The sequence below is a fragment of the Proteiniclasticum sp. genome, assembly GCF_003514505.1.
GTDB lineage: Bacteria > Bacillota > Clostridia > Clostridiales > Clostridiaceae > Proteiniclasticum.
The window spans coordinates 38,833-51,774 of sequence record NZ_DOPX01000012.1 but is presented as its reverse complement, the minus strand read 5'-3'; the positions used below and the strand labels follow the sequence as shown (position 1 = coordinate 51,774).

Here is a 12,942-nt window from a genome sequence, read left to right as displayed (position 1 = left end):
CAGAAGTGCCGAACTTTTCGAATGATGACATCATGGTAAAAACACTGAAAGATTATGCAGTTGAAAACTCCAATAAGAAGCTTATTTTGTTTGCTGCAAGTGAACAGTATGTTTTTAGGATTTTAAGCAATTACAATGAGCTGAGCAAATACTACGTAATCCCTTACACTGAAGCAGAACAAGGGATCTTCCTGTCAAATAAGATGAATTTTTATGAATTATGCGAGAAGTATGAACTGGATTATCCTAAAGCTGAAATGATTGATCATAGGAACTATTCAGAACACAAATCAGAGCTTTCTTTCCCCGTTGTCTTAAAACCAGCTGAAAGCAGCGATTATTTTGATCTCAAATTTGAAGGTAAAGAAAAAGCGTATATTCTCGAAGATGCAGATTCGTTGAATAAAGCACTCAGTTCAATCTATGGAGCAGGGTATAAACATAACATGATACTACAGGAATATGTTTATGGGGATGTGACAAATGAGTATGTCATGAATGTATACTCAGACAGTCAAGGGAAAGTGAGACTTATGTCACTTGGAAGAATCGCCATTGAGGATCCGGATCCAGTCATGAGAGGAAATTATGTGGCGATAATCAGTACGGAAATGAATGAAGATGTCCAGATGCTTTATCGTAAAATAAAGCACTTCCTTGAAAGCATCAACTATACTGGATTATCGAATTTTGATTTTAAACTTGACGCGTCAGATGGCAAGTTTAAAGTGTTTGAGATCAATATGCGTCAAGGCAGAAGCAGTTTTTTCTCAACTCTTGCAGGAGCCAATATTGCTGTGCCAATCGTGGAAGATCTTGTAATGAGGAAACCTGTCGAAAGTATTATCTATGGAGACAAGAATTTTTTATGGATGAATTGCTTTTCCGGTACTGTATATAAGATGCTTGAAAGAACAGATTTAGAACTATTTCATCAAGCAAAAAAAACAGCAAATAAAGGAACAACATTATTTTACGACAAAGATTTATCGTTACAAAGAAGATGGGTGATATTCAGATACTTTTCTTTGTATAAAAAATCTCTATTAAAGAATTTAGAACGCAAACAGAAGTGAATTTAGATAGAACGAATATAAGGATGAAAGTGAGGACACTGATGCCGGTATTAGATTTGAGTAATGATATTATGGTGAAAAAATATGAGAACTATGTGAAAGAAAGTCCATATGGGCATATGCTCCAATCCATGGGATGGAAAGAAGTGAAGAACAACTGGGATGCGGATTATGTTTATCTTGAAGATGAGAACGGAGATATTCGGGCGGCTTTATCCATATTATCAGTGAAGAATGATGGAGAGAATGCATTTATGTATGCACCAAGAGGTCCAGTATGTGATTTTTATGATATAGAAACTGTACAGGAGCTCATAAAGGAAGCAATGCCTGCTGTAAAAAAACGCAATGGTTTTTTTCTGAGAATGGACCCTGAAGTGATGCAAGATCATGAGTTAGTGGAGAAGTACCGCAGCTTAGGATATGCTTTCCGTTCAAATGAACAGGAGAATATTAAGGTGTTTACAAATCCAAAGCATAACATGATTTTAGATTTGGAGGACATAAGTGAAGAGGAGGTCATGAAGGTTTTTTCAAGCAATCAACGTACAAAAATCAGAAAAACCTATAAGAATGGGTTGAATACCCGGATCATTAGAGTCTCTGATTTAATGTTTGAAGAAGCTTTGGATCGATTTTATAGTTTAACCGTAGACATGTCCAAAAGGCAGGGGATTCTTTATCGGCCAAAAGAGTACTTTGTAAGATTGATGAACGCATATAGCGATGCTTGTATTTTTGAAACCTTTGATGATGAAAATGAGGTTCTTTCAACTTGTATAGTGGTTTCATACAATAAAAAATCCTTTTATATATATGCTGCAAGCTCCAACAACAAACGCAACTTGAATGCAAGCATTCAGATGAACTATGAAGCTATACTTTATGCAATAAGGAACGGATACAAACAGTACGATATGGGCGGGATTTTTGATTTCGAACCATCTAATGGACTATATATGTTCAAGTATAACTTTTGTGGTGGTGATGGTCACAAAGAGTTCATTGGAGAGCTTGATGTGGTTTTCAACGAGGATCTTTATTCAGCTTTCAACAGCAAATAACAGACATTTGTTTTTCAATAATAGGCTTGGAGGAGTCGTTGCTGAGTGATCCATCCACTTGGCAACGATTTATTTCATTACTCGGGAGACTTGAACTCGTAGATCATCTGATTTATATTTCAATAGAATCATGATAAGATAATAAAGAAATTATGTGGAGGAATGGGAATGTACGATTATGTTAGAGGCAGATTTGTCGGTATTTTTAAAGACTATGTGACCGTGGAAAACAGTGGAATAGGATACAAGATTTTCACATCAGGGTATACCATGGCGATGATGCCTCAAACCAATGAGGAAGTGACCTTGTTTCTTACACAGATTGTCCGGGAGGATTTCATTGGCTTATATGGATTTTCAACAAGAGAGGAGCTGGAATTGTTTTTAATCCTGATCACGATAAATGGAGTGGGAGCAAAAGCTGCATTATCACTTCTTTCCGCCAGTGCGCCTGAGAACCTGAAGTATGCCATAGTGCATGAGAATGAGTCTCTGCTGATGAAAGCACCTGGGATTGGCAAGAAGATTGCTCAACGTCTCATACTCGAATTAAAGGGAAAGATCCATATTGAAGATCTGTCCTCCCTGGATGAGGATCAGAAGAAACAAGCAATATCAGATAGTATTGCAAATGAAGCACTGGCGGCGCTGATGACGTTGGGTTATTCTGAACGTGAAGCAAGTAAAGCGCTGGAAGAAATCAATGGGGAGCAGAGCATTGAAAATGTATTAAAGGATGCCCTGAAATATCTGATGAATTAGGAGAGAAAAAATGAATGAACGCGTGATAACCTCTGAGTTCATGGAGGAGGATATAGTAAACGAATATTCCTTAAGACCCTTAAAGCTCTCAGAATATATCGGACAGGAGAAGGTCAAAGATAATCTGAAAGTTTTTATTAAAGCGGCGCAATTAAGAGAGGAATCTCTGGATCATGTAATTCTTCATGGACCGCCCGGACTTGGAAAAACAACATTGGCGAATATCATTGCACGGGAAATGGGAGGCACCTTAAAAATCACATCTGGTCCTGCCATCGAAAAAGCTGGGGATCTCGCATCGATCTTGACAACACTTACAGACAAAGATGTTCTTTTTATCGATGAAATACACCGTCTGTCCAGAACTGTGGAAGAGATTCTTTACCCGGCCATGGAAGATTACTCCTTGGATATTGTCATCGGAAAAGGTGCTCAGGCGAAGTCCATCCGACTGGATTTAGCAAGATTCACGCTGATTGGTGCAACCACACGGATTGGTCTTCTAACCTCACCGCTTCGGGACCGTTTTGGTGTTCAGCTTTCCATGGAGTATTACAGCAACGAAGAACTCAAGGAGATTATAGTAAGAAGTGCCAGGATACTGGATTTTGAGATCAGTGATGAAGGGGCGCTCTCCATCGCAAGGCGTTCCAGAGGAACACCGAGAATTGCAAACAGGCTCTTGAAACGGGTACGGGATTTTTCTCAGGTAAAAGGTGAGAACATCATAACAGACGAAACTGCTGAAATGGCACTGAAGCTATTAGATGTGGATGATGAAGGATTTGACCGTATAGACCGTAAAATTCTGGAAGCCATGGTGCACCATTTCAACGGTGGTCCGGTTGGTGCGGAGACTCTGTCATTTTTTATCGGAGAAGAAGTAGACACCATTGTGGATGTTTACGAACCTTATCTTCTTCAGAAGGGATTTATCATGAGAACGCCACGGGGCCGTGTGGTGACCGATAAGACCTATGAACACCTCGGGGTGAAAAAAGATCAAAGAGGCCAACAAAGTTTACTGTAGAAATGAGGAAAAAAGTTGAAAGTTGAAGATTTTTATTTTGATTTGCCTGAAGAGCTTATAGCCCAACACCCTTTGGAGAAAAGAGACTCATCCAGACTGCTGGTTCTGGATAAGAAAACGGGTGAGATCAACCATCAGCATTTTGGGGATCTGCCGGACTTTCTGAGAAAGGGTGATGTTCTCGTCCTCAACGACACCAGGGTGATTCCTGCAAGGCTTCTTGGAGTCAAGGAGGATACAGAAGGGAAAATAGAGTTCCTGCTTCTGAACAGAAAGATGCTGGATACCTATGAATGCTTGGCGAAACCAGGAAAGAGAGCACGTAAAGGTGCCAAGTTCACATTTGGAGAGGGACTTCTAAAGGCTGAAGTTCTGGATGTTCTTGAGAATGGAAACAGAATCGTAAAGTTCTTTTACGATGGTGTGTTCGAAGAAATCCTGGACCGTCTGGGAGAGATGCCTCTTCCACCTTACATTAAAGAGAAACTGGAAGACAGAGAAAGATATCAGACGGTTTATTCCAGAGAAGAGGGGTCTGCTGCAGCACCTACAGCTGGATTGCATTTTACGAAGGAGCTTTTAGATAAGCTGCAGAGTATGGGAGTGCAGACAGCTTTCTTAACACTTCACGTGGGGCTGGGCACATTTCGGCCAGTGAAGGTTGAGTCTGTGGAAAACCATGATATGCATGAAGAATTCTACAGTCTCGATGCAAAGAATGCGGAAATCATCAATAATGCCAAAAATGAAGGCAGAAGAATTATTTCTGTAGGCACCACATCCACAAGAACCTTGGAAACCATCGCAGATGAGAAGGGATTTGTACGTGAAGCCTCCGGATATACAAAGATCTTTATCTATCCGGGTTATCACTTCAAATGTGTGGACTGCCTCATTACGAACTTCCATCTGCCTGAGTCCACACTAATTATGCTGGTCTCTGCTTTAGCGGGTCAGGAAAATGTAATGAGTGCTTATAGGACTGCTGTAAAAGAGAAATATCGGTTCTTTAGTTTTGGAGATTCGATGTTGATAAAGGAATAGGGTGAACGGATAAATGTACACATTGTTAAAAACTGAGAAAAGAGCGCGAAGAGGGCGGTTTGAAACGCCTCACGGAACGATAGAAACACCTGTATTTATGAATGTAGGAACTCTAGCGGTGATCAAAGGTGCTGTTTCTTCCATGGATCTTAAAGAAATAGGGTGTCAGGTAGAGCTGAGCAATACTTATCACCTTCACCTTAGACCAGGAGATAAGCTGGTGAGAAAAATGGGGGGTATCCATAAGTTTATGAACTGGGATAGACCCATTCTGACTGATTCAGGGGGGTTCCAGGTCTTTTCCCTGGCAAAGATCCGAAAGATCAAAGAAGAAGGGGTTACCTTCAACTCACATATTGATGGAAGTTCCATCTTCATGGGGCCAGAAGAGTCTATGAGAATCCAGTCGAATTTGGCTTCTACCATAGCCATGGCCTTTGATGAGTGCATTGAACTGCCTGCAGAACGGCAGTATGTGGAAAAATCAGTGGAAAGAACCACAAGATGGCTTGTGCGTTCGAAAAACGAACTGGACCGGCTGAATGCAAAAGAGGATACAATCAATAAGAAGCAGATGCTATTTGGCATTAATCAAGGTGGCACTTATGAGGATATCCGAATTGCCCATGCCAAGGAAATTTCGAAAATGGATCTGGATGGTTATGCCATCGGTGGTCTTGCAGTAGGAGAAACTCACGAGGAAATGTATCGGATTCTGGATGTGGTAGTTCCTCATCTTCCTCAAGACAAACCCATTTATCTCATGGGGGTTGGTACACCTGAAAACATACTGGAGTCTGTGGAAAGAGGCGTGGATTTCTTTGACTGTGTTCTTCCAGCGCGAAACGGAAGACATGGACATGTATTCACTTCCAGGGGTAAAATCAATCTGAACAACAAGCGCTTCGAGATGGATGAGAAGCCAATTGATGAAGGGTGTGAGTGTCCAGCCTGCAAGCATTATACAAGAAGCTACATCAGACATCTTTTTAAAGCGAAAGAGATGCTGGCCTTAAGGCTTTGTGTGCTTCATAATCTTTATTTCTACAATAAGCTCATGGAAGATATCCGGAAAGCACTGGATGAGGACAGATTTCATGAATTTAAAGAGAATAAACTTTCGGAGTGGTCCAGAGGACAAGAACCTGTCGAAAAATAGAAATAATCAGAGTTTATTGAAGAACTTTACCTGAATATCTTTCTTATTCATACAAAATTCACTATAATAGTAGTATTAAACAATGGAGGCTTAATTATGGATATCGTAAGACAATTACTCCCCATCATTCTCATGCTTGGTTTGATGTATTTCATGCTCTTTCTTCCAGAGAAGAAAAGAAAGGCAGCGTTCACCAAGATGATCAGTGAACTGAAGATCAATGATGAGGTAACAACAAGAGGCGGCATCATCGGAAAAATTGTGAAACTGGATGAAGAGACCATTACCTTGGAGACAGGATCAGACAGAACAAAAATCAAATTCTCCAAGAATGCTGTTGCGTCAGTTCGTACAGAGGTTGCTGAATAATACCTGGGACAAGGTGAAAACATAAAGTCAGAAAAGGGCAGCGTTTCGCCTGCCCTTTGATTTTGACTAAACACAGCTAAAATATGGTTCTATTAGAAATCGGAGGTAAATTCACGATGAAAAGAAAAGGCAGTATATCTTTATTTGTCATTATTTTAGTCTTATTATCATTCCTTTCCTTTACTGCTGTAGAGGGGCTAACGGTGGGAGGCTACCGTTTTAAATCTTTTGGTGAGGTCATCAATCGAGGGCTGGATCTACAAGGTGGAGTCTCAGTGGTGATGGAAGTTCAGGCAGAGAAACTCACACAGGAGGAGCTTTCTTCCATTAAGACACTTCTGGACCTTAGAGTGAATAAAATTGGTGTGAGTGAAACAGTTTCTACAACCGAAGGAGAGAAACGTGTCAGAATTGATATTCCTGGGGTTTACAATTCCAGTGATATCGTTACAAATCTTCAGACAACAGGAGAACTGACATTTAAGGATCCTGAGGGCAATGTAATACTCACAGGTAGTGATGTGCAGTCTGCATCCGGTATGCTGGACTCCAACAGCCAGCCTGTGGTATCTCTCATATTGAATGAAGTTGGTGCAGAAAAGTTTGAAAAAGCAACTACAGAATTCAGAGGAAAGCAGATTTCCATTAATATGGATGGAGAACAGCTGTCAAATCCAATGGTGAACGACGTGATCAGTGGTGGTCAGGCGGTTATCACAGGAATGAGCTCCGTAGCGGAAGCTCAGAATCTAGCAGGAATCATCAACTCTGGAGCTCTTCCATACCCAGTCAAAGCCATTGAAGTGAAAACTGTCGGTGCAAGTCTTGGTGCTGGTGTTATGGGAGATGTTCTCACTGCATCAATCATCGGTATTGCGCTGATTGTGCTGTTCATGCTGATAAAGTACAGAAGACCAGGTTTCCTTGCTTCCGTAGCACTAGGTTTCTATGTATGGCTTCTGTTATTCGTGTTCTATGCCATCGATGCTACACTTTCATTATCAGGTATTGCAGGGTTCCTCCTTACCATCGGTATGGCTGTGGATGCCAATGTTCTGATCTTTGAGCGAATCAGAGAAGAGCTGGCAGTTACAAATGATATTCCAAAAGCAATAAAATCTGGATTCAGCAATGCCATGAGCTCTATCATTGACTCTAATATCACTACAATCATTGCAGGTCTGGTTCTTTACTATATTGGATCCGGTGCAGTGAAGGGATTTGCATTGACCTTAATGATTGGTATCGTGATATCCATGTTCTCAGCACTTGTGATTACAAGAAGACTGCTTTGGATGGGGGTTTCCATGGGATTCCTCGCAAAGCCGGAACACTTTGGCGTTTCATCCAACCCAGCGCCTAAGAAGAAAAGAGACTTCATTGCTTTGGCAAAATACTGGAGAGTCATATCTGCAGCTATTATGGCCATCGGTATCTTCTTCACGGCAACCCAAGGGCTGAATTTAGGCCTGGATTTTGCAGGTGGTACAAGACTTGTGATGGAAATCGGACAGGAGTTTGACAAGACTGAAATTGATGAAATCGTCAAAACTTACGATGACAAAGCTCAGACACAGGTTGTGGACAACACTCAGATTGAAGTGCGAAGCCAGTCTCTTTCTACAGAGACCATTGATGAGCTGGTGGAACAGATTCAGGAAAAGTATTCTTTAAAAGAAGACAGTATTATTACACTGGATGAGATCGGGGCTTCCATTGGCCGAGAACTGACAGAAGGTGGAGTGAAAGCGGTCGTTATTGCCGCAGCGTTGATGCTTGTGTATATTTCTTTCAGATTCAAGAAAAATTATGGATTTGCAGCAATCCTTGCTTTGGTTCATGATATCTTCTTCCTGATTGCAATCTATGCTGTAGCTAGGATTTCTGTGAATACACCGTTTATTGCGGCGGTTCTCACTATTTTGGGATACTCCATCAATGATACAATAGTTGTTTTTGACAGAGTCAGAGAAAACAAGAAGCTTCACCCAGGGTTATCTAATAAGGAGATCATCAATCTCTCCTTGGGTGAATCCTTCTCCAGATCTGTAGGTACACTTCTGACAACGCTCTTTACAATTCTGTCTGTTGCGATATTTGTGCCTCAGATCAGAGATTTTGCCCTGCCAATATCCATTGGCGTCATGGTCGGCGGATTGTCTACCTTCTTCGTTGCATCCCCATTCTGGATCAGCTTGGAAGATAGAGTACATAAGATCAAAAAATAGAGATCAACAGCGAGAAAATTTTAGGTAGATATGAGAAAGGTCACTTCTCCAAGTGACCTTTCTTCAATCCCAAAGGTTTCTGTTCTTCATTGTGAAGAGCTGGTTTTTGTATTATAATAATAGTTGTTTCATTAGGTGAGGGATGCATATGGTGAGTACGTATCTTAGGGCAATATTTCGCGGTCCCGAAAATGTAAGTTCTGTGAAATATACCCATAAGGCAATATTAAGAATCATGGAGGCTGTGAACAGCCGAGAAAAAATCATCATATACGGCAAAGGAAACCGTGAGGGGATTTGCAGCATTGCAATGCTGATTCTGGTGCTCCGGTACTTTAATGCAGACTTTGACTATTTCCTGATTCCGCAAGGAGGAAATCGTGAGAGTCTCATTAGTGATGTCAAAACTCATCTCAATTTTTACAATCCTGGTGTGATGCTTTCTCTGGACCGATCGTTCACAGAAAAAGTGCATACAACGCTCAAGGATTCTGGGAAAGACTTTGTCACATTGGGCCATGGAGATGGTATTGTGGAGTACAGCTTCGAAATTTTTGAAGCCACATTGATGAAAAATGTGTTTGCTTTTGCAAAGGATCTTTCCATGAACTATGACACAAGAAATATATACAGGTATACTGATCTGGTATATTTAGGTTCTGACGACAATAATGAGGATGATGAACTTTTGAAAATGGGACTAAACAGACTTCGAGTATCTACGAATTATGGAATCCGTTCTATTAAAAACATGGCAGATGGAGGAGATACGGTAATAAAGGATCTTCTGACACCGAAAGATAATCCCTGGTCCATGGTAGACAATGCAAGAATCATCATTGAACTGCTGACTACAGAAGATATTCATCGTGCAGAGCAGATAGCCAAATACTTAATCAACAGTTGAAAAAACCTATGGAGGGTTATTATGGATTTTAAAGAAAAGATTGCAATCATCCCGAATTTTCCCAAGGAAGGGATCAGTTTTAAAGATATCACACCACTGATTGGTGACGGAAAAGCCTTTCAGGAACTGATAGATACCATGGCAAAGAAACTCAAGGAACTGAAGGTGGATTATATCGCAGGTCCTGAGGCCAGAGGGTTTATTTTTGGAGTGCCCCTTGCCTATGCGCTGGGTGTTGGATTCATTCCCATCAGAAAACCAGGTAAGCTGCCTCAAGAAACGGTCTCCATCACGTATGATCTGGAGTATGGTACAGATACATTGGAGATTCATAAAAATGCCTTCAAAAAAGGGGACCGAGTAGCACTTGTGGACGATCTGCTTGCTACAGGAGGAACAATTTCTGCGTGCGCAAAGCTTATTGAACTGGCAGGCGGTGAAGTTGCCTCCATTGATTTCATGATAGAACTTACAGAACTGAAAGGCAGAGACAAACTGGAAGGATACCATGTTGAATCCATGGTACAGTACGACATTTAATCCGTGAAGTAAATACATACTCTAATAGGCTGGTTTCGTACCAGCCTATGCCATATTTCAAAGTATAACAATTCTGTAGAAATGAGGAAGAAATATGCTCTACGATTTAATGAAGAAAATTGATAAAGCAGGCAATATCAATAAGGAACTGGTCATAAAAGCATATAATCTGGCTTCTGAAGCACATGGTGACCAGAGAAGAATCTCTGGAGAGCCTTATGTGACTCATCCCGTGGAGGTAGCTTCCATTCTTGTGGATATGGGAATGGATACCAACACCGTGGTGGCCGGGCTTCTTCATGATGTCATCGAGGATACCAAGTACACCTTTGACGAGATTGCCGAACTGTTCAGTGTTGAGATTGCTGAGCTGGTGGATGGTGTGACGAAACTCGGTAAAATCAAATATAAATCCAAGGAAGAGGAACAGGCAGATAATGTCAGAAAGATGCTCCTTGCCATGGCAAAGGACATTAGAGTCATTCTCATCAAGCTTGCAGACCGCTTGCACAATATGAGAACACTCCGATATATGCAGCCAGACAAGCAGCGGGAGAAATCAAAAGAAACCTTCGACATTTATGCGCCCCTCGCCCATCGTTTAGGTATGTTCAGAATCAAGTGGGAACTTGAAGATCTGGCTTTTCGCTATATGTATCCTACAGAGTATTATGACCTGGTGAATCAGATCGCTGAAAAACGAAAAGAGCGTGAAGCTTACATCAATATGATCATGGATGATATTGTGGGTAAACTGAAGAGCGCCAGCATTGAATGTGATATTGACGGAAGACCAAAACATTTTTATTCCATTTATAAAAAGATGATGGCACAGAACAAGAACATCGACCAGATTTTTGATCTCACGGCGATTCGCGTTCTTGTGGACTCTATCAAAGACTGTTATGCGGCACTGGGCATAGTTCATACGATTTACAAACCGATTCCGGGACGTTTTAAAGATTATATAGCCATGCCTAAGCCCAACATGTATCAGAGTCTCCATACGACTGTAATCGGGCCTCAAGGAAAGCCTTTTGAGATCCAGATCAGAACCTATGAAATGCATAGGGTCGCAGAATATGGTATCGCAGCTCATTGGAAGTATAAAGAGACGGGTTCCTCGAAAGAGGCACCCAAAGACACCATGGACCAGAAACTGATCTGGGTGCGCGACATGCTGGAATGGCAAAAAGAGACTTCTGATGCGGAAGAATTTATGGAAGCATTCAAGATTGATCTGTTTGGTGATGAGATATTTGTTTTCACACCAAAAGGAGAAGTAATCAATCTGCCTTTCAGAGCAACACCCATAGACTTTGCATACCGGATTCATACGGATGTCGGAAACCGTACAATCGGAGCAAAAGTCAATGGAAATATGGTCACATTGGACTACAAACTGGCTACGGGTGAAATTGTTGAAATCATAACATCATCCAAACCGAAAGGGCCCAATATTGACTGGTTGAATATTGCTACTTCCAATCAGGCGAAAACAAAAATCAAAGCGTGGTTCAAGAAAGAAAAAAGAGAAGAGAACATTCAGCGTGGAAAAGAACTTCTTGAAAAAGAGGCGAAGAAACAGGATCGCAATTTTGCGGATATCGCGAAAGGAGAGATGCTGGATAAGCTGATTCGAAGATATCATGGCAACAATATGGATGACCTTTATGTTGTGGTAGGAGCCAGTCAGGTGCTTCCATCCACCATCGTTACAGCGCTCAAGGATTTTCTGGAAGAGGAAAAAAAGGCGAAAATCAACGAAGACAACAGACTCTCTCTTCTTGAAGCGGAAAAGATGATTGATGCTCAGAAGAAAAAAGAGAAAGCGAAGAAGAAGTCCTATTTTGGTGTGGTTGTTGCCGGTATGAGCAATGTACAGGTTCGCTTTGCAAAGTGCTGTAATCCGGTTCCGGGAGATCAGATCATTGGATTTATCACAAACTTCAGGGGCATCAGCATACACCGAAGTGACTGTGCGAATATCGATGCCATCAAGAATGACAAAACCCATAGAATCGTGGAAGTATCATGGGAAAAAGAAAGTCAGGAGCTTTACAGCGCTCGTGTTCAGATCCATGCTTTGGATAGACCAAACCTGGTTTCGGATATCATCGCTCTGATTAATGAGCTGAAGATTCCGTTGAATGCTATGAATGTGGAAACCAGAAAAGATGCATCCGTAATGATTCATCTGTCTCTATTAATTAGAGACATCAATCTTTTGGAAGAATGCCTGAAGAGACTAAGAAAACTCTCAAGCGTGGTGGATGCTTTTAGAATAGGAAATGTGTAGGTGATGAAATGCGTGCAGTAATCCAAAGAGTTCTTGCATCAGAAGTTCTGGTGGAAGAGCATCGTGTTGGAAAAATCGGAAAAGGGTTCAATGTTCTGGTGGGTATCAAAGATGATGATACAGAAGAGGATATGAAATATATTCTTGAGAAAATCAAGGGCCTTCGGGTCTTTGAGGATTCTGAAGGGAAGATGAATCTATCTCTACAGGAAGTTGGCGGACAAATACTCCTGATCTCCCAGTTCACTCTGTATGGGGATGCGAGGAAGGGAAGAAGACCAAGTTTTATTCAGGCAGCTAAAGGTGAGGACGCAGAGCAGATGTATCATCAGATGATCCATCACCTGAGAGAAAGCGGATATACGGTTGAAACTGGAGTCTTTGGCGCAGAAATGAAGGTTCTTATTGAAAATGACGGGCCAGTAACCATACTTCTTGACAGCAGAAAGACCTTTTAGGAAGGA

At 41.3% G+C, this 12,942-nt stretch carries 12 protein-coding genes; all 12 read left to right on the top strand.

Annotated elements, in window-relative coordinates:
- The first annotated feature begins 32 nt into the window (after positions 1–32).
- The 12 genes from DEF30_RS03585 (at position 33) to dtd (ending at position 12,936) form a co-directional block, all read left to right on the top strand.
- Positions 33–1,076, top strand: a complete 1,044-nt coding sequence (locus tag DEF30_RS03585; RefSeq protein WP_294096596.1) for a hypothetical protein — start codon at positions 33–35, stop codon at positions 1,074–1,076.
- 41 nt (positions 1,077–1,117) lie between these two features.
- Positions 1,118–2,140: a peptidoglycan bridge formation glycyltransferase FemA/FemB family protein gene (locus DEF30_RS03580; protein ID WP_294096594.1), complete on the top strand. Its 1,023-nt coding sequence runs from the start codon at positions 1,118–1,120 to the stop codon at positions 2,138–2,140.
- 168 nt (positions 2,141–2,308) lie between these two features.
- Positions 2,309–2,902, top strand: a complete 594-nt coding sequence (ruvA, locus tag DEF30_RS03575; RefSeq protein ID WP_294096592.1) for a Holliday junction branch migration protein RuvA — start codon at positions 2,309–2,311, stop codon at positions 2,900–2,902.
- A 10-nt stretch (positions 2,903–2,912) separates the two neighbouring features.
- Complete coding sequence (gene ruvB, locus DEF30_RS03570) at positions 2,913–3,932, top strand: Holliday junction branch migration DNA helicase RuvB (protein ID WP_294096590.1); 1,020 nt, start codon at positions 2,913–2,915, stop codon at positions 3,930–3,932.
- Positions 3,933–3,947: 15 nt separating this feature from the next.
- Positions 3,948–4,976 carry a tRNA preQ1(34) S-adenosylmethionine ribosyltransferase-isomerase QueA gene (gene queA, locus DEF30_RS03565; RefSeq protein WP_294096588.1) on the top strand — a complete coding sequence of 343 codons (1,029 nt, stop codon included), beginning with the start codon at positions 3,948–3,950 and terminating at the stop codon, positions 4,974–4,976.
- Positions 4,977–4,989: 13 nt separating this feature from the next.
- Positions 4,990–6,135 carry a tRNA guanosine(34) transglycosylase Tgt gene (tgt, locus tag DEF30_RS03560; RefSeq protein ID WP_294096587.1) on the top strand — a complete coding sequence of 382 codons (1,146 nt, stop codon included), beginning with the start codon at positions 4,990–4,992 and terminating at the stop codon, positions 6,133–6,135.
- 96 nt (positions 6,136–6,231) lie between these two features.
- Entirely contained in the window at positions 6,232–6,504 is a 273-nt protein-coding gene (gene yajC, locus DEF30_RS03555) for a preprotein translocase subunit YajC (protein WP_294096585.1), read from the top strand.
- Positions 6,505–6,620: 116 nt separating this feature from the next.
- Positions 6,621–8,732 (top strand): protein translocase subunit SecD, encoded by a 2,112-nt coding sequence (gene secD, locus DEF30_RS03550; RefSeq protein WP_294096583.1) that lies wholly within the window; start codon positions 6,621–6,623, stop codon positions 8,730–8,732.
- A gap of 148 nt (positions 8,733–8,880) precedes the next feature.
- On the top strand, positions 8,881–9,639 hold the full coding sequence (locus DEF30_RS03545) for a hypothetical protein (protein ID WP_294096581.1): 759 nt from the start codon (positions 8,881–8,883) through the stop codon (positions 9,637–9,639).
- Between the two features lie 21 nt (positions 9,640–9,660).
- Entirely contained in the window at positions 9,661–10,179 is a 519-nt protein-coding gene (locus tag DEF30_RS03540; RefSeq protein ID WP_294096579.1) for an adenine phosphoribosyltransferase, read from the top strand.
- A 94-nt stretch (positions 10,180–10,273) separates the two neighbouring features.
- Positions 10,274–12,478 carry a bifunctional (p)ppGpp synthetase/guanosine-3',5'-bis(diphosphate) 3'-pyrophosphohydrolase gene (locus DEF30_RS03535; protein WP_074910190.1) on the top strand — a complete coding sequence of 735 codons (2,205 nt, stop codon included), beginning with the start codon at positions 10,274–10,276 and terminating at the stop codon, positions 12,476–12,478.
- Positions 12,479–12,486: 8 nt separating this feature from the next.
- Complete coding sequence (dtd, locus tag DEF30_RS03530) at positions 12,487–12,936, top strand: D-aminoacyl-tRNA deacylase (protein WP_294096576.1); 450 nt, start codon at positions 12,487–12,489, stop codon at positions 12,934–12,936.
- Positions 12,937–12,942: the final 6 nt, after the last annotated feature.